16 protein-coding genes are annotated in these 15,008 nt (G+C 59.4%); 8 read left to right on the top strand and 8 right to left on the bottom strand.

Translation table 11 applies throughout. The features are described 5' to 3' along the window. Positions 1–33 precede the first annotated feature (33 nt). The gene (locus CHH27_RS08130) at positions 34–846 is read right to left on the bottom strand and encodes an NAD kinase (protein WP_094071138.1); all 813 of its coding nucleotides are present in this window, start codon (positions 844–846) and stop codon (positions 34–36) included. Between the two features lie 214 nt (positions 847–1,060). Between CHH27_RS08130 and CHH27_RS08125 the strand changes: the two genes are divergently transcribed. From CHH27_RS08125 to CHH27_RS27585, 3 genes are read left to right on the top strand one after another with little or no spacing between them, the layout of a single operon-like run. Beyond that, positions 1,061–1,384: a hypothetical protein gene (locus CHH27_RS08125; protein ID WP_094071137.1), complete on the top strand. Its 324-nt coding sequence runs from the start codon at positions 1,061–1,063 to the stop codon at positions 1,382–1,384. A 20-nt stretch (positions 1,385–1,404) separates the two neighbouring features. Further along, entirely contained in the window at positions 1,405–1,728 is a 324-nt protein-coding gene (locus CHH27_RS08120) for a hypothetical protein (protein ID WP_094071136.1), read from the top strand. A 12-nt stretch (positions 1,729–1,740) separates the two neighbouring features. Continuing rightward, positions 1,741–2,535: a hypothetical protein gene (locus tag CHH27_RS27585; RefSeq protein ID WP_157738801.1), complete on the top strand. Its 795-nt coding sequence runs from the start codon at positions 1,741–1,743 to the stop codon at positions 2,533–2,535. A 296-nt stretch (positions 2,536–2,831) separates the two neighbouring features. Here CHH27_RS27585 and CHH27_RS08115 read toward each other — a convergent pair whose 3' ends face one another. The 7 genes from CHH27_RS08115 to CHH27_RS27580 all read right to left on the bottom strand — a co-directional run bounded on the left by CHH27_RS08115 (position 2,832) and on the right by CHH27_RS27580 (position 10,059). Further along, positions 2,832–3,659 carry a serine protease gene (locus tag CHH27_RS08115; RefSeq protein WP_094071135.1) on the bottom strand — a complete coding sequence of 276 codons (828 nt, stop codon included), beginning with the start codon at positions 3,657–3,659 and terminating at the stop codon, positions 2,832–2,834. A 75-nt stretch (positions 3,660–3,734) separates the two neighbouring features. After that, entirely contained in the window at positions 3,735–5,228 is a 1,494-nt protein-coding gene (locus CHH27_RS08110) for a sulfatase-like hydrolase/transferase (RefSeq protein WP_094071134.1), read from the bottom strand. Continuing rightward, complete coding sequence (gene phnX, locus CHH27_RS08105; protein ID WP_094071133.1) at positions 5,225–6,007, bottom strand: phosphonoacetaldehyde hydrolase; 783 nt, start codon at positions 6,005–6,007, stop codon at positions 5,225–5,227. The genes CHH27_RS08110 and phnX overlap by 4 nt, the downstream gene beginning before the upstream one ends. Positions 6,008–6,032: 25 nt before the next feature. Beyond that, entirely contained in the window at positions 6,033–7,217 is a 1,185-nt protein-coding gene (locus CHH27_RS08100; RefSeq protein ID WP_094071132.1) for a 2-aminoethylphosphonate--pyruvate transaminase, read from the bottom strand. A 347-nt stretch (positions 7,218–7,564) separates the two neighbouring features. Then, positions 7,565–8,458 (bottom strand): LysR family transcriptional regulator, encoded by an 894-nt coding sequence (locus tag CHH27_RS08090; RefSeq protein WP_094071130.1) that lies wholly within the window; start codon positions 8,456–8,458, stop codon positions 7,565–7,567. 6 nt (positions 8,459–8,464) lie between these two features. Then, positions 8,465–9,877 carry an AtzE family amidohydrolase gene (locus CHH27_RS08085; protein ID WP_094071129.1) on the bottom strand — a complete coding sequence of 471 codons (1,413 nt, stop codon included), beginning with the start codon at positions 9,875–9,877 and terminating at the stop codon, positions 8,465–8,467. Next, positions 9,874–10,059: a DUF4089 domain-containing protein gene (locus tag CHH27_RS27580; RefSeq protein WP_157738798.1), complete on the bottom strand. Its 186-nt coding sequence runs from the start codon at positions 10,057–10,059 to the stop codon at positions 9,874–9,876. The genes CHH27_RS08085 and CHH27_RS27580 overlap by 4 nt, the downstream gene beginning before the upstream one ends. A 329-nt stretch (positions 10,060–10,388) precedes the next feature. Here CHH27_RS27580 and cyoA point away from each other — a divergent pair, with 329 nt between their 5' ends. The 5 genes from cyoA to CHH27_RS08055 all read left to right on the top strand — a co-directional run bounded on the left by cyoA (position 10,389) and on the right by CHH27_RS08055 (position 14,613). After that, the gene (gene cyoA, locus CHH27_RS08075; protein WP_094071127.1) at positions 10,389–11,312 is read left to right on the top strand and encodes a ubiquinol oxidase subunit II; all 924 of its coding nucleotides are present in this window, start codon (positions 10,389–10,391) and stop codon (positions 11,310–11,312) included. Further along, entirely contained in the window at positions 11,312–13,351 is a 2,040-nt protein-coding gene (gene cyoB / locus CHH27_RS08070) for a cytochrome o ubiquinol oxidase subunit I (RefSeq protein WP_094071126.1), read from the top strand. The genes cyoA and cyoB overlap by 1 nt, the downstream gene beginning before the upstream one ends. An 11-nt stretch (positions 13,352–13,362) precedes the next feature. Then, the gene (cyoC, locus tag CHH27_RS08065) at positions 13,363–13,956 is read left to right on the top strand and encodes a cytochrome o ubiquinol oxidase subunit III (protein ID WP_094071125.1); all 594 of its coding nucleotides are present in this window, start codon (positions 13,363–13,365) and stop codon (positions 13,954–13,956) included. A gap of 10 nt (positions 13,957–13,966) precedes the next feature. Then, positions 13,967–14,272: a cytochrome o ubiquinol oxidase subunit IV gene (cyoD, locus tag CHH27_RS08060; RefSeq protein ID WP_094071124.1), complete on the top strand. Its 306-nt coding sequence runs from the start codon at positions 13,967–13,969 to the stop codon at positions 14,270–14,272. Between the two features lie 71 nt (positions 14,273–14,343). Then, a complete protein-coding gene (locus CHH27_RS08055) occupies positions 14,344–14,613 on the top strand; it encodes a hypothetical protein (protein ID WP_094071123.1) in 270 nt (89 codons plus the stop codon). Positions 14,614–15,008 lie beyond the last annotated feature (395 nt).

The raw sequence follows: 15,008 nt of genomic DNA, 5'->3' as shown, positions 1-15,008 counted from the left end.
TTAACAGGGAGTTTCCGCAACCGGGTCCGGCACCTAATAACGGAACATTTCCGTCAGGATGCGCTCGTCCCAGCCATGGTCGGAATCGAACATGATCAACCCTTCCGTGTCTGTGGCCTCGCGCACCGAAACACAGGTGACCCGCCGGATTTCGATGTGATCGGCGGAGGCGCTGACCGGGCGTTTGCCGGCGTCGAGAATGTCGATATCCACCTGCGCCCAGTTGGGCAAGAGGGCGCCCCGCCAGCGGCGCGGCCGGAACGCGCTGATCGGGGTAAGTGCCAGAAGTTGCGCGGTGATCGGCAGGATCGGGCCATGGGCGGAGAGGTTATAGGCCGTGCTGCCGGCAGGTGTCGCCACGATGATGCCGTCGCAGACGAGTTCCTCCAGCCGGGTGCGGCCATCCACCGAGACCTGCAGGCGGGCGGCCTGCGAGGTCTGGCGCAGCAGCGAGACTTCGTTGATGGCAAGCGCCCTGTGCACCGTGCCGTCCTCATCCGTCGCCGTCATTTCCAGCGGTCGGATCGTGGTGACGTCTGCCTTCGACAGACGGTCCCTCAGGTCCTCGTCGCGGTATTCGTTCATCAGGAAGCCGACGGAGCCGCGATTCATGCCGTAGATCGGCGTGCCGCTGCCCATATGGGCATGCAGCGTCTGCAGCATCAGGCCGTCACCGCCAAGCGCCACGATCACATCGGCATCGGTCACCGGCACGCTGCCATAACGGTGCGCCAGTTCCCGGCGCGCCTTCATGGCTTCCTCCGTGTCGCTGGAGACAAATGCCAGCTTTTCCGTCGAAACCGGCTGCGCTTTTTCAGGACTGGGCGGTGGTGGGGACTGGTTCATGGCCTGCGACGTGTTTTGCCTGACGGTCTTGCCGGGATCGCTTGCCCCCAGCTCGGAGACCGGCTCTGTCCGGACATCGGATCAGCACCATAGCCGGGGTTGATGCCCAGGGGCAGTGAAAAATGGGTGGGAGTTGTCAGAAGAGCGGAAACTGCGCTACTGCGATCTGCATTCTGAAAAATGACAATGCCGGTGACCAGGGAATTTGAACGCGATGACTTACAAGGAAACACTGCCCGTCTGGTGGAGCATCTTCTGGCGCTTTTGTCTGGTTTGGTTCGTGCTGTCGACCGCAATGGGGTTTGTGTTCATCTGGAATTCCGGTTTCTGGCAAATGGAGTTCTGGGAAACAGGTGACCTTGCGAAATTCAAGGAACAGTCCGAGGCCATTCTGAATTCGCTCATGTTTACCGTGGTGTCACCGGTGCTGGATCTCATGCTTGTTGTTCTGGTCTCCTGGTGGACGGTGCGGGCCGGTTTGAAGAAACACGGTTTGAGTACAAAGCTCGTTGGTCGTGTTGAAAAGTTGTCTGGCTGAGGGGCTACTAAAGGCTTGAAATGAAGAGGCTTGTATTTGAGGACGACCGTGCTGCGGAGCGAAACAGTCACGGCGTCTTTCTTGTCCGCTGTCCTTCGGAATTCGGCAGCAATATCTTGTTCTATTGCGCTGAATGGAATTGGCTTTGGGCGGACATTCGTGATGTCGGAGATCCCGACCGGGCTTTGGAGTTAAATCCGAAAGGGCTGATCTTTGTGGATGAAAATGACTTCGTGCCCGAAACTGTCGCGAGAAAGGTCAGTTACATGCTGGAAAATGGAGAACATGAGGATCGGCGCCTTTCTTACGCGCCGGAAGTACAGGTTCTGAAAAAGGAGGATTAAAGAGCGCCCGCAATGCGAATACTTCATAATGTTTCTTTGAACATCGACGCCACGTCTCGGATCGAGTTAGCAAACTTGGGATTCGATTGCGAACCTGGTTTTGCTTCCTTTAAAGTATTTGAGGACGATCCGAGGTGGCCAGCCTTTGAGAGCTTAATTGAAAAATACCAAGCCGTCGATATCGCCGAGACAAGATTTACAAGGTCGGAATTAAAGAGCGCTCAGTCGCTAGAAATTCGGTCTTCTTGGCATTTTGGATACCCGCAACCTGATGACGATTTTGGCTATCGAAATGAAACATACGATGATAGTCAATTCTGTCCTTCGTGCGGCATCGGATTAAAACAAAAAGCTCCATTTCGAATGTCAAAGCAACCTTCTTGGGGTGCTAAAACAATGCTTCAATTGAACTGGGTATTTGATGAGTATTTTGTTAGAGAGAACATTTATAGCCAAATATTCAAGCCGCTCGGAATTGGCTGTCGTACTGTTATTTACCACAAGAGCGGATCGACAATTGATGATATCGTCCAATTGAATATTGAGTGTGAGGTTGAGCTGGATCTGGGGACTGAATACGCACCAGTGCGATGTGAAAAGTGTGGGGGCATGAAATACCCCTATAATCCGAAAGGCTTTCAACCAGTTCCAAAAAGTAAAGTCGAAACAGCAATGTTCAAGTCAAAACAATGGTTTGGCAGTGGAGCGCTTGCGCACAAATTGGTATTTGTGAGCTCTGAGGTTTATGAAAGGACCACATCATTGAATGTGAAGGGAGCTACCTTTGCCGCTTGCCGCAGTCTTTGATCATAAACCTTTTGTGCTGAAGCAGTTTTGACCTAATCGCAGCCACTGATTGGGCCGGGTAATGCGGCTCTGGTTTAAGGCAGCCTTTTCTTCTTCAGTTGTTGTTCGTGACGGAACCAGAGCACCTTCGATGCATGGTTTGTGCGATGAAGATTTTTGGGTGTCTTTGTCGAAAGTCGAAGGTTAAGCAAAGGAGTAACCTCGTTTAACCATTCTGACGCATCTGCGCGAACAAAGATTGACTGCGGTTTTCGGCGCTGCTTTCTCAACCGTCTTTGATGGGGTTGGGGCGAGGCTCAGTCGCTCGCGTCCGTCGACAACCTCAGTGCTGGCACCTCGGCCCCTTCTGCCCCGCCGCAACTCGGCTTCTCCAACAATTCCTGCCATTCGAAAAACGGCACGATCGCTGAGCGCACATCGTCGATCTTGGCCGACATCACGCCGGCGACGCGGAGACCATCCGGGGTCTGAACCAGAAGCGGTCCGCCGGAAGCACCGGCCTCGGAGGCGCAGTTGGTGACCCAGCTGTCTTCAGCCGTGCCCATGACCTTGCAGTCCTCTACGACGGTCGGCAGGAAGCGGCGGCTGCGGCGATAGCCGACAGACTGGAAACGTGTGTCCTTGGTCAGGACGGCAGCTTCTTCGAGCGATAGGGCCGGGACCGGCGGCAGTGTGCTTGGTTCCTTCAGGACGATCAGGCCGACATCGTCATGGACATCGCGCAGTTTCGGCCGCTTGCGCGGGACATAATCGGCATCGGGATGGACGCAGGCGATTTCGAGCCGGGCCGCATATTCGTCGCGGCGAACACCGGCCATAAAAAGCAGATCGTCGACCGGGAAGGGGCGTAGGGTGTTCTTGTTGTAGAGGCAATGGGCGGCGGTGAGCACGAGATTGGGCGCAATCAGCGTGCCGGTGCACATGGAGGTCGACCGGTAGCCGGCCACATTCACCCGGCCGATCGAGGGCCAGGGCGCGTCGGTGCTGTCGATGACCTTCAACTCGACGGCCTCGGCGGGCAGTGCGACGAGTGCCGATAGCATCAGTCCCGCAAGACGCGCGCTTCTCCGGATGCCGCCGTGAGCCGGCCTCTTGCCACTGGTTTTCCTTGACAACTTGCGCATGTTCTCAGGTCCCGTTTCTGCGTCATTCTCAGCGACACGGTTTAACGGGACCTAAAACTAGGCAGATAAGTGCGTCTATTGCGCGTAATAGTCCCAGACCAGGGTCCGCGCGAGGGTTTCGTCATTATGGGCCAGACGTTCCGACAGCATGGCTTCCAGCTGCGCCAGAACGATCTCCGGGTGCGTTGCGGCCTTGTTCTCCAGAGAACTGCCGGTAGCGTCCATCAGAAGACCCGGCAGCCCGGACGCGTGGACATAGTGCCAGTCGGTGCCGAGGCGCGAGACGACGGCTGTTGATCCCTTGCCGGCGGCGTCCGACAACAGGTCCGGATTGGTTTCGGCCAGCTGCCGGTAGTCAAATTCGAACAGCGCCGCGTCTCGCCAGTCGAGCGGTGTCTCGCCGGACAGATAGGGCAGAAGGCTGGCGCCATCCGGTGCGTGTTCCGGGTCGAGTTCCAGGAGATCGAGCAGCGTCGGGAAGATGTCGGTGGCCGAGGTGAAGGACGAGACCCGGTTGGCCCTGGCATTGCCGGGTGCCTTGATCATCAGCGGGACATGATAGCTTTCGCGGTAGAACCCGCCTTTGCCGAGCATCCTGTGATCACCCATCATTTCCGCATGGTCGGAAGTGAAGATGATCAGCGTGTTGTCCTGCGGCGCCAGTGCGTCAAAGATCCGGCCAAGCTGGGCGTCAACCTCGGAAATCATGCCGTAATAGAGCGCGCGGAGGCGTTTCAGATCGTGCCGCGTCAGGTCGCGCACATGTTCTGTCGCGCCCGGGATGTGGCTGGCCAGGCGCTGGTGATTTTGAAGCGCGGCAATCAGTGGGTGGAAAGCAGCTTCCTCTTCCGGGGTGGCGCTGCCTGCGAAATCCGGCCCGTCTGCCGGGTCATACAATGTGTTGTAAGGCGCCGGGACGGTGATCGGCGGATGCGGGCGCAGGAAGGAGATATGCGCCATCCACGGCGTCTCGCTGTCCTGTTCGGTGAGCCAGGACAGGAACCGGTTGGTCAGGAAAGCCGTCTGGGTCTCCTCCTTTGAATAAGCGGGCGCTTTCCGGGAGATCCTTTCGCCATCCTCCGGCTCGACCTGGTGGATCGTCTCGAAGCTGCCTGGATCATGGCCGCGTGTGGCGAGCCAGGAGAGCCAGGGCTTGTCGTCTTCTGGCAGGCTTTGGCCAACTTCGAAGCCGGGAAGCACACCTTCGTAGGTCTGAAGAGCCGGATCGTTCGGGTCATGCAGGCGCGGATCCGGCGAGGTGTCGGTATAGCCAAAGAGTGTCGGCGTGTAGCCGGCCCGGCGGGCGGCGCGGGCGATATTGTCGAAACGGTCGTCCAGCGGCGCGCCGTTCGCAACAACCCGGTGATTGCGCTGATAGAGCCCAGTATAGAGCGAGGCGCGCGCCGGAGAGCAGGGCGCTGTCGCCGCATAATGCTGTTCGAACACCGTTGCGGTCTCTGCAAAGGCATCGAGATTGGGCGTCCTGACCACGGGGTGACCGACCGTGCCGAGGCAATCACCCCGCCACTGGTCCGCCGTGATCAGGAGAATGTTCGGCCGGTTCGTCATGCCGCCTCGAGCTGTTCCAGCAGCGCCGGGAGATCGGCGACCGTATCGATCACGTAGTCCGCGCCGGCTTCCTTGAGTTTTGCGGTGGCGTGAAGTCGAATGGCCTCGACTTCGGCGTCCGGCAGGGCGGCGAGTTCTTCCGGTGTCTTGCCGGCGTAGTTTCCGGAGAGCGCCAGTCCGACCGTCAGGCAACCGGCGGCAACGCCTTCGGCAATGCCGGGTTCGGTGTCGTCGACCTTGATCACGGCGCTCGGCGGATAGGCGACGAGATCGACAAAACACTGATACATGCCGAGCGGGCCCGGACGGCCTTCCGGCAGGTCATCGGCACAGATCAGGTTGTCAGGTTCATAGCCCTGTTCGGCAGCGCGTGGCAGAACGCGTTCCATGATCGAGCGGGTGTAGCCGGTGGTGGACCCGATCTTGATGCCCCTGGAACGCAGATTCTTGATCACATCGTTCGCGCCCGGAACGAGATCGGCAAAGTCGGCCACGACGTCTTCGTTCATCGGCACGAAGACCTCATAGACCTTGTCGACATCCGCGTCCGTCGGGGCTGCACCGTATTTGTCTGCCCACTGCGCGGCGATGTCGGGGTCGTCCATCATGGAGCGGATGTGGTCCCATTTCGGCTTGCCCATCGGCGCGCGCGCCTGGGCGATGGAGGCGGTGATGCCGAAAGTCTCAAACGCCTTGACGAAGACGCCCATCGGGGCGAAGGAGCCGAAATCGATCATGGTCCCGGCCCAGTCAAAAACGACAGCCTTGAATTTGCTCATGGGGTTTTTCCTTTTTCTTGTCGGGTCAGGCGGCGAGACGGGCGCGTTCCACCAGGGCCTCGGCCGGTGGTGCGGCACTTTCAACGCCCATTTCGGTCAGAACGTCGCGGGCAGCGGCAACGACGTCGCGCATGATGTGTTCGTCCATCTGGCCGATGCAGCCGACGCGGAAGCTTTCAACGACGGTCAGCTTGCCGGGATAAAGAATGAAGCCGCGGGTTTTCATCCGGTCGTAGAACTCTGGGAAGGCGAAAGCCGGGTCGGCCGGGCAGAAGAATGTCACAATGATCGGCGACAGCCACCTTGAATCGAGCAGGGTTTCGAAACCCAGCTTGCGCATGCCGGCAACCAGCACGTCGCGGTTTTGTGTGTAGCGCGCGCCGCGGCCGGCAACGCCACCTTCTTGCTGGTGGCCCTTGAGCGCTTCCAGGAAGGCGGCAACAACATGGGTCGGCGGCGTAAACCGCCACTGGCCGGATTTTTCCAGATGCGCCCATTGGGCATGGATGTCGAGGCTGAGCGAATGGCTGTTGCCTTTTGCTGCTTCCAGGGCGGATTTCCTGGCCAGGACAAAGCCAAAGCCGGGAACGCCCTCGATGCATTTGTTGGCCGAGGACACAATCGCGTCGAAAGCAAGTTCTGAGGGTTCCAAGGGGACAGCGCCAAAAGCTGACATGGAATCGATCAGGAGCGTGCGCCCGGCCGCCGCAACCGCATCCGAGATTTCCCTGATCGGATTGAGAATGCCGGAACTGGTTTCGCAGTGGACGGCGACCACATGCGAGATCTCCGGGTCGGCGGCGAGCAGGGCTGCAACCTCGTCGCCACGGGGCGGCAGGTAGTCGCCCTTGTCGAGAAGTTCGACCGGGCGTCCGAGATAGGCCATCGTCTCGGCGGCGCGTTTGCCATAGGCGCCGTTGCTCAGGATCAGGGTCTTTTTGTCCTTGCGGGTAAAGCTGGCAAGCATTGCTTCAACGGCAAAGGTGCCGCTGCCCTGCATCGGAACGCAATCAAAAGCGTCAGCACCCTCGCCGAGCAGCTCCAGGAGCGAAGCGCGCAAGGAAGCGGTCATGGCCCGGAAATCACCGTCCCAGCTGCCCCAGTCTCTCAGCATGGCCTCCTTGACGGCGGCCGAGGTTGTCAGCGGCCCGGGTGTCAGAAGAAAGGGCTCACCGAGTTTGGGGCGATCTAAGGCGTCTTTTGTTGTCATCGTTTCACCTGGAGGCTGGAGTGGTTTTCCCGCAAGGCTGCGGAAAGCCAGGGCATTTCCATCGTGCAAAGGCTGCCGATTTCGGCGCAGTCTCAATTGATCGAGCGCGATCTCAGGCGCCACGATCTTGTTGCCTGCGGCTGGCGTTCGATCGTTCAACAAACACCTCTTTTGCGGTTCATGGAGCTTATGATCCTGGGTGCGTTTGAGACTTGGCGTTTGTATGATCATCGCAGGGCTTTCGACCGGATATGCTTCGAAGCCTAATCAAGCATTGAATTCGTCATTTCAATGTAATTCGGAGAAGTATAGCTTTTTATTATAGAGTGAGCTCTGACACCGAAGTGTCAAACACCCTTGAGACTTTTGCGAAAGGCCTCGACCGCGGCGACATTGGCCATGTCCCTGTGCCAGACCACATAATGATGGGCGACCAGGGACGGGTCGTCGATCTGGATCGCAATACAGCCGTCGCGATCGGTGATTTCCGCTTCCATGGCGATTCCCACGCCGACACCGGAGCGGATCAGGGTGGCAATGGACCCCCACGACCCGAGCGCCAATATGGTATTGGGTTTCTGGCCGGCTATGGTCGCGGCGGCCTCGAAGATTTTCCGTGTGCCCGACGATCCTTCGCGCTGCAAGAACGAGAGTTTGCCGACATCGGCCCAGGTGACCTTGTCTTGAGCGGCCAGAGGGTGATCGGGCGGAGCGGCAATCACGATACGGCTCTTGACCAGAAGTTCGCCGTCGAGGCCCGCCGGAACTTCCCGGCCGGTGATGAAGCCGATGTCGATCTCGCCTTCCTCGAAGAGATCGAGAATATCCTGGGTGGCAAGCGCCCGGGCTTCGATGGCGATTTCCGGATGGCTGGACATGAAGGTCGAGATCCTGGGTATCGCCAGCTGATAGGTCGAGTAACCGATCCGAAGTTCGCCGGAGGCGAGCGCCCGCTGGTGTGAAAGCTCCGTTTCCAGATCACCGACCAGGGCCAGAACGGCCCTGATACGCGGCAACAGGCCCTGAAGTGCGGGTGTTGCGGAGACACTGTAGCCGACCTTGGCGAGCAGCTTGGTCTTGAAGCGGCTTTCGAGGCCCTGGACATGGTTGGAGATGGAGGGTTGTGAAACGCCGATCTCCTTGGCTGCGGCCGAAAAACTGCCCGTACGCACCACGGCTTCCAGCGCGCGCAGCTGAACCAGCGTCAGGGTGTTCCTGGGTTTGGGTGGAGCAGAGGCCATGGAAGGTCAGCCGGCAAGATCTGCAACGGGGGCCCTGGCAACACCTGTGACCTCAAGATGATGCGCCACCCGCAAGGCGAGGTCTTCGCGCCAGGCCGGGGCAATCACCTGAACACCAATGGGCAGCCCGGCGCCCTGTAGCCAGATCGGGACGGTGACCGCCGGCAGGCCGATATAGGAAATAGGCTGGGTGAAGAGCCCGATATTCGGCCGGGCCGGCATGGTCTCTCCATTGATGGTGAAGGTCTTGGTGCCGGAGGCAAGGGCCGGGAAAGGCGTTGCCGGGGCCAGAAGAATGTCGACCTTTTCGAAGATCTTGCGGAAGAGATCCCGGAACCAGGACCGGAACCGCTGCGCCTGTTGCAGCCAGACGGCAGGGACCATCGTGCCGGCCAGGAAGCGGTCGCGGGTTTCCGGGTCAAAATCCCGAGGCCGTTCCCGGATCCGCTGCAAGTGCAGGCTGGAGCCCTCTGCCGCGGTGATCACATAGGCCGCGGCACGTGCCCGGGCGGCTTCCGGAATATCGATTTCCAGATTGGCCCCGAGGGCCTTGGCGACGAGATCGGTTGCGTTGAGGGCTTCGGGGAGGGCCTTGTCCTTGAAATATCCACCCGCGACGGCGATCCTCAGCTGGTCGATGCCCTGGTCCAGATGCGCAAGGGTTTCGATTTGCGGATGAGGTGCCTGGGCCGGGTCCGCCGGGTCAGGGCCCTGCAACACATCGAAGATGAGCGCCAGGTCTTCCGCCGAACGGGTCAAGGGCCCCAGGTGATCCAGGCTGCCGACAAAGGGATAGGTACCGGCACGGCTAAGGCGGCCATAGGTCGGCTTCAGTCCGAAGAGGCCGCAGAAGGAGGCCGGCACCCGGATCGAACCGTTCGTGTCCGAACCCATGGCGAGCGGCACCATGCCGGCTGCGAGGGCTGCGCCGGAGCCGGAGGAGGACCCGCCGGTCATGCGGCTGAGATCATGCGGATTGCGGCAGATGCCGTCATGCGCGCTTTCGCCGGTGAAATCATAGGCGTATTCGCCCATGTGGGTGGCACCGACGAGGACAGCGCCGGCTTCTTTCAGCTTGTGGACGAGCGTTGCATCGGCACTTGCTGGCGGATTTTCGCGGTTGATCCTGGCGCCCGCGCGCGTGGTCAGGCCTTCAACGTCATAAAGGTTCTTGACCGCATAGGGGACGCCGGCCAAGGGCAGCGTCCGGCCGTCGGCAAGGGCGTCATCCACCGCGCGTGCTTCGAGCAGCGCCCGTTCGGAGAGAATATCCGTGAAGGCATTGACCTTGGGATTGAGCGTTTCGATGGACTGCAGAGCCGCATAGGCAACTTCGAGGGCCTTGGTCTCGCCGCTGGCAACGGCTGAGGCGGTTTGTGTCGCTGTCCAGGAGCGCAAGGTGTCGTCCGCCCCGCTCATGGCACAAAGACCGGCGCGGCTTCGATATCGGCGTCCATCGGGAAGTCCAGAACCTGCTCGGCCGCCTTCTCGATGGCTGCGATGTGCATTTCTACCACAGGCCGCCAATTGTCCTCGATGGTCAGGTGCATCACGGCTTCCATATGAGCCACGTGCTCTTTTACGTTAAATGATTTCGGCATCCTTCGGTCCTTCCCACCCGGTCGATAGCGTCCTGTTTCATCTTTCAAATTGCGTTGGGCTTGTCCAGCCTCGTTCACCGTGCTGCGGTCGCTGCGGGAACCGAATTGAGACTTCCGAGAGGGGAAATCACATGCCCCGGTAAGGCTCTTTTGAATTTCTTGATCACATGGCTTTCCATGCCGGATGGGCTCGGCTACGCTTTCTCGCAAGACTTATTCCGATTCAGGCGGTGCAGTGCCGCCAGCGATTTTCATCGAGCCCTTTGTCCTTCGTTCTGACGCGTCGGGCTCATCCATTGACTGTCTCTGTCCTTTGAAAAGGAGGAGCCATGTTGGACGCGATTGCCGGAATTATCTCCCGACGGCTTCATGGCGTGGCGCGGCTGAGCCTTCTATTGGTCTCCTGTCTTCTTCTCACCGGTTGTGCGCTTTCCGATGCGCCGGTGCTCAATCCAAAAGGCCCTATCGCCCTGGCGGAACGGAACCTTCTGTTCACGGCCTTCTGGCTGATGATGATTGTGGCGATACCCGCCATCCTTCTCACGCTGGTCTTTGCCTGGCGCTACCGGCGCCGCGAAAACGGCGCGGCCTATACGCCCGACTGGGAAGGCTCTTGGACCATCGAGGCCGTTGTCTGGCTGGTGCCCGCGGCCATCGTGATCGCCATCGGCACCCTGGTCTGGGAATCGACTCACCGGCTCGATCCTTACAAGGCGCTCACTTCCGACAAGCCCGAATTCAAGGTTCAGGCCATCGCACTCGACTGGAAGTGGCTGTTTCTCTACCCGGAACTGGGCACTGCCAGTCTCAACGAACTGGCCTTTCCAGCCGATCGGCCGCTCAGCATCGAAATTACATCCGACACGGTGATGAATTCGCTGATGATCCCGGCCCTTGGCGGTCAGATTTATGCCATGGCCGGCATGCGCTCCGAGCTCAACCTGATTGCCGACGAGCCGGGCGTCTTCATGGGCCGCAACACCATGTATTCCGGAGACGGCTTTTCCGACCAGCATTTCAAGGCCCATGCCATGAGCGAGGCCGACTTCAAGGCCTGGAGTGGCAAGGCTGGTGGCAGCGGTTCTTCTCTGGATGCGGCCACCTACGCGGAGCTGCACAAGCAGAGCATCGCCGATCCGGTTACTTATTACAGCAGCTACGAGACGGACCTCTTCAAGACGATCTTGAAAAAATATGCGCCGGTCTCAGCGCCGGCTCATCAGGGCCATGCCGACGGCGAGGGGGATTCATAATGCTGGGACGTCTGACCATCGATGCCCTGCCGTTCTATTCCTGGGTGGCCATGGGCGGCGCGCTTGTCACGGTGGGCGGCGGTGTCGTCGTCTTTCTGCTGATAACGTATCTGCGCGCCTGGAAGGTGCTCTGGACCGACTGGCTGACCAGCGTCGATCACAAGAAGATCGGCATCATGTATGTGGTGCTGGCACTGGTCATGCTGGTGCGCGGGTTCGTTGACGCCATCATGATGCGAGCCCAGCAGGCGATTGCGCTCAACAGCGAGGGCTATCTGCCGCCGGAGCATTTTGAACAGATCTTCTCGTCCCACGGCACGATCATGATCTTCTTCGTGGCGATGCCGTTCCTGACCGGTCTGATCAACATCATCGTGCCGCAGCAGATCGGTGCCCGCGATGTTGCCTTTCCCTTTCTGAACTCCGTCAGTTTGTGGATGACCGCTGCCGGGGCCGCGCTGGTGCTGGTGTCGCTGGTGATCGGCAAGTTCTCGCAGGCCGGCTGGACGGGTTATCCCCCGTATTCCGGCATCGAATACAGTCCCGGTGTCGGCGTCGATTACTGGCTCTGGGCCCTGATCGTCAGCGGTGTCGGCTCGACGCTGTCGGGCATCAATTTCATTGTCACCATCGTCAAGAACCGCTGTCCGGGCATGACCTTCATGCGCATGCCGCTGTTCACCTGGACGGCGCTGTGCATTTCTATCCTGATCGCCTTTGCCTTTCCGGCGCTGACCGTTGTTGCCGCCCAGCTGACGCTGGACCGGACGCTCGGCTTCCACTTCTTCACCAATGGCGATGGCGGCAACATGATGATGTACGCCAATCTGCTCTGGATCTGGGGTCACCCGGAAGTCTACATCCTGATCCTGCCGGCTTTCGGCATCTTTTCCGAAGTGGTCGCGACCTTCTCGCGCAAACGCCTTTTCGGCTATGCCTCACTTGTCTATGCCACGGCCTGTATCGCGCTTCTGTCCTTCACCGTCTGGCTGCATCACTTTTTCACCATGGGCTCCTCGGCCAATGTGAACGCGGTCTTCGGCATCGCCACGATGATCATCGCAGTGCCGACGGGCGTGAAAATCTTCGACTGGCTGTTCACGATGTTCAGGGGGCGGATCGAGTATCACCCGTCCATGGTGTTCACCATCGGTTTCATGGTGACCTTCGTCATTGGTGGTGTCACCGGCGTGCTGCTGGCGCTGCCGCCCGCCGACTATCTGATGCACAATTCAACCTTCCTGGTCGCGCATTTTCACAACATGCTGATCCCCGGCGCCCTGTTCGGCTATTTCGCCGGCATGAACTACTGGTTCCCCAAGGCCTTCGGCTTCAAGCTTGACGTCAAATGGGGGCTGCGCTCGTTCTGGTTCTGGATCATCGGCTTCTATCTCGCCTTCATGCCGCTTTACGTGCTCGGTTTCATGGGCATGAGCCGGAGGATGGAGCACTATGCCGACCCGAACTGGCAGCCCTACCTTGTGGTGGCCGCGCTGGGCGCGGTCTGTGTGCTGATCGGCATCGTCTGCATTGCGGTCCAGCTGATTGTCTCTGCCCGCAACTGGGGCTCGGCCCGGGACGTCACCGGTGATCCCTGGAACGGCCGCACCCTGGAATGGGCAACGTCGTCGCCGCCCGCGCCCTATAATTTCGCAGTTCTGCCCGAGGTGCGGGATCTGGATGCGTTTCACGACATGAAAATCCGCGGGGAAGCCTACCTGCCGCCGGCAAGTTATGAAGACATTGTCATGCCAAAAAACACCTGGATCGGGCCGGTGCTCGGTGCGCTGGCCTTCGGTCTCGGCTTTGCCTTTGTCTGGTATATCTGGTGGCTGGTTGCGCTCTGTTTTGTCCTGTCGCTGATCTGCGTCGGCATCAGGGCGTCGGACGACAATTCCGAATATGTACTGCCCGCCGCCGACGTGGCAAAGATCGAGCAGGCAAGGCTGGCGCAGATCTCGCCGGCGGACATGCACGACATGCGTGAATTCGTGCCACGCGGGGCCGCCTCCGGCGCACCGCTGCCCGGATCGGTTTGAGGAGAGGCCGGATGTCCGTATCAGCCGTTCTGGAAGAAGAAGAGAAGAAGTCGCTGGAAGCCCGGGAATTCGGCTTCTGGATTTACCTGATGACCGACGCAATCATTTTTGCGTTGCTGTTTGCGACCTATGTGGTTCTGTCTAAGAACTCCGCCGCCGGGCCGACCTCCAATGAATTGTTCGACCTGCGGCACACGGCCGGGGAAACGGCGCTTCTGCTGATTTCCAGTCTCACCTTCGGCTTTGCGTCGATCGCCCAAAGGGCGGGGAACCAGACCCACGTGGTGCGCTGGCTGATCGTGACGCTGCTGCTCGGCCTTGGGTTCCTGGCCATGGAGATGGTCGAGTTTCAGGGCATGATCGCCAAGGGGGCGGGGCCGGATGTGTCCGGGTTCCTGTCGGCCTTTTACACGCTGATCGGCACCCATGGTTTGCATGTCGCCTTCGGCTGCCTCGGCATCGTGGTGATGATTGGCCAGATCCAGGTCAAGGGCCTCACTCAGCCGGTGCGTTCCCGGGTCTTCCGGTTGGGGCTGTTCTGGCACTTTCTCGATATTGTCTGGATCGGGATCTTCTCGGTCGTTTACCTGCCCGGCGTGATGTAGGAGCAAAGTCATGCACAGATTTGCCGATCGGCCGGCCGCCCGTTACATCATCGGATTTGCCCTTGCGGTGATCCTGACGGCCATTCCCTTCACGGTCGTCGGTGCCGGGCTGCTGACCGGACCGCCAGCCTATGCGGTCATTGCTGCTGGTGCGGTGATGCAGGTCATCGTGCACCTCGTCTATTTTCTTCACCTCGACCTCAAATCGACGCCAGTCGAAAATGTCTTTTTTCTGGGATTTGCAGCGGTTCTGATCTTCATCATGGTCGGCGGCAGCCTCTGGATCATGACGGATCTGCACCATCGGATGATGTAGAGAGAGTTCAGGAGAGGGCAGGCTTCATACGCCTTCGGTACCTTCGCCGCGCAGCAGCTAAAGGAGATCCCATGCGCATCAGTCGTTTGATCCGGACTGGCCTGGCCGTTTTTGCGCTCAGTCTGGTGGCGGCCCCCACCACCGCCGCTACGCAGTGTAGCAAGGATATCAGCAAGGTGGAACATGCGGTCGATCACCATCAGCGCGAGGGCATCGACATCACCACGGCAGAAAAGATGCGCGCGCTGCTTCAGGAAGCCAACAAGGAACGGAAAGCGGGCAACGAGACGAAGTGCCAGCAGCTGATCGACCAGGCCAAGTATATGGGCGGCGTGGAGTAGAAGACAGCGATCAGGCCCTTTGCTGGCAGCATTTGAAAACATGCCCTGCCAAAATCTTTGATCGGTGGGCAGTCTTCATTCGGACTTTGCCCTTGCCCCGGGCGCCGTATTGCTTTCAGTCATTTTGTGAAAGGCGCGCGTCCTGGTCCGGTGCTGCAGCAACGAGACCTCTTCCTGGGATGATGCGTTCTTGCCCGCGAAGGTTTCGACGGCGTTCATAGGCGCTGGAATGGTGCGGCAAGACAAAATATACGGCCTGGCCACGCGGCTCCAACGGTGACCGGTTGTGCTGTTGGGGCAGAACCAGTCTCCGTGAGACCATTGACCCGTTCAAGTTCGGGCATTCAGTCAAGGTGCTGATTTTACATGGAATAATCCTGGTGTATGGACTTGCG

This window comes from Labrenzia sp. VG12 (genome assembly GCF_002237595.1).
In the GTDB taxonomy this organism is placed as follows: Bacteria; Pseudomonadota; Alphaproteobacteria; order Rhizobiales; family Stappiaceae; genus Roseibium.
Note: the sequence above shows the minus strand (reverse complement) of the source record. Positions and strands in the feature narration are given on the sequence as shown.

Coding starts and splice junctions, on each gene's coding strand:
- cyoD (WP_094071124.1), top strand. CDS start 13,967: ATGCACAGATTTGCCGATCGGCCGGCCGCCCGTTACATCATCGGATTT.
- cyoC (WP_094071125.1), top strand. CDS start 13,363: ATGTCCGTATCAGCCGTTCTGGAAGAAGAAGAGAAGAAGTCGCTGGAA.
- CHH27_RS08115 (WP_094071135.1), bottom strand. CDS start 3,659: ATGCGCAAGTTGTCAAGGAAAACCAGTGGCAAGAGGCCGGCTCACGGC.
- CHH27_RS27585 (WP_157738801.1), top strand. CDS start 1,741: ATGCGAATACTTCATAATGTTTCTTTGAACATCGACGCCACGTCTCGG.
- CHH27_RS08110 (WP_094071134.1), bottom strand. CDS start 5,228: ATGACGAACCGGCCGAACATTCTCCTGATCACGGCGGACCAGTGGCGG.
- CHH27_RS08055 (WP_094071123.1), top strand. CDS start 14,344: ATGCGCATCAGTCGTTTGATCCGGACTGGCCTGGCCGTTTTTGCGCTC.
- CHH27_RS08090 (WP_094071130.1), bottom strand. CDS start 8,458: ATGGCCTCTGCTCCACCCAAACCCAGGAACACCCTGACGCTGGTTCAG.
- phnX (WP_094071133.1), bottom strand. CDS start 6,007: ATGAGCAAATTCAAGGCTGTCGTTTTTGACTGGGCCGGGACCATGATC.
- CHH27_RS08120 (WP_094071136.1), top strand. CDS start 1,405: ATGAAGAGGCTTGTATTTGAGGACGACCGTGCTGCGGAGCGAAACAGT.
- cyoA (WP_094071127.1), top strand. CDS start 10,389: ATGTTGGACGCGATTGCCGGAATTATCTCCCGACGGCTTCATGGCGTG.
- CHH27_RS27580 (WP_157738798.1), bottom strand. CDS start 10,059: ATGCCGAAATCATTTAACGTAAAAGAGCACGTGGCTCATATGGAAGCC.
- CHH27_RS08085 (WP_094071129.1), bottom strand. CDS start 9,877: ATGAGCGGGGCGGACGACACCTTGCGCTCCTGGACAGCGACACAAACC.
- cyoB (WP_094071126.1), top strand. CDS start 11,312: ATGCTGGGACGTCTGACCATCGATGCCCTGCCGTTCTATTCCTGGGTG.
- CHH27_RS08125 (WP_094071137.1), top strand. CDS start 1,061: ATGACTTACAAGGAAACACTGCCCGTCTGGTGGAGCATCTTCTGGCGC.
- CHH27_RS08130 (WP_094071138.1), bottom strand. CDS start 846: ATGAACCAGTCCCCACCACCGCCCAGTCCTGAAAAAGCGCAGCCGGTT.
- CHH27_RS08100 (WP_094071132.1), bottom strand. CDS start 7,217: ATGACAACAAAAGACGCCTTAGATCGCCCCAAACTCGGTGAGCCCTTT.